The 698-nt window shown below is 69.1% G+C and carries 1 pseudogene; it reads right to left on the bottom strand.

The annotated features are described in order from the left end of the window. A pseudogene (locus EN935_RS41235) lies at positions 1–698 on the bottom strand (autotransporter domain-containing protein); the annotation flags it as partial.

The raw sequence follows: 698 nt of genomic DNA, 5'->3' as shown, positions 1-698 counted from the left end.
CCGCCACTCAGCGTCCAGGGCGTCAACGCCGATGTGACGCCGGTCAGCACCCAGGTGCCACTGCCGGTCTTTTCGAAGCTGCCGAAGCCACGATATTGCGCGCTGTTACCGATGGAGGCGGCGTTGAAGCTGCCGTTGCCGGCACCGCCGAGGGTGAAGCTATCGGCGGCGCTGAAGGCCTGGACATTGCCTGTTATGAGCGAGGTCGACCACAGTTCGAGCGAGTTGACCCCGCCAGTGAAGGTGATGGCATTGACCCTGCCACCGCCGGTAGTCGCGCCGCGGGAGATCGTGCCGGCATTCAGCACCGAGACGTTGGCACCTTTGATGCCGGCCCCGCCGGAGGATGCGGCGACACCAAATCCGCCAATGCCGGCTCCATTGAGGCCGGCGGCCCCGCCGGTAATCGATGCCCCGGCATTGTTGACGACCGTGCCGCCATTGATCAGCCGAATGCCTTCGCCGCCGCTGCCGCCCGCACCCGTCGGAAACCCCGCGCGCCCATCGCCCCCCTTGCCACCGAGCAACGTGCCACTGTTGGTGATCGTGCCGCCGCCGGTGACCAGGAGGGCTGCCGCGCCACCGCCGCCGCCGCCCTGGCCGGCCAGCAGGCCACCGGCGCCGCCGGTAACTGTGCCCAAGGCGTCGATCGTGACATCGGCGGAAGTGAACACGCCGACGCCACCGCCACCGCCGCC

Source organism: Mesorhizobium sp. M7D.F.Ca.US.004.03.1.1, from assembly GCF_003998635.1.
In the GTDB taxonomy this organism is placed as follows: Bacteria; Pseudomonadota; Alphaproteobacteria; order Rhizobiales; family Rhizobiaceae; genus Mesorhizobium; species Mesorhizobium loti.
The sequence above is the reverse complement of the archived record's forward strand: the minus strand, read 5'-3'. Positions and strand labels throughout refer to the sequence as shown.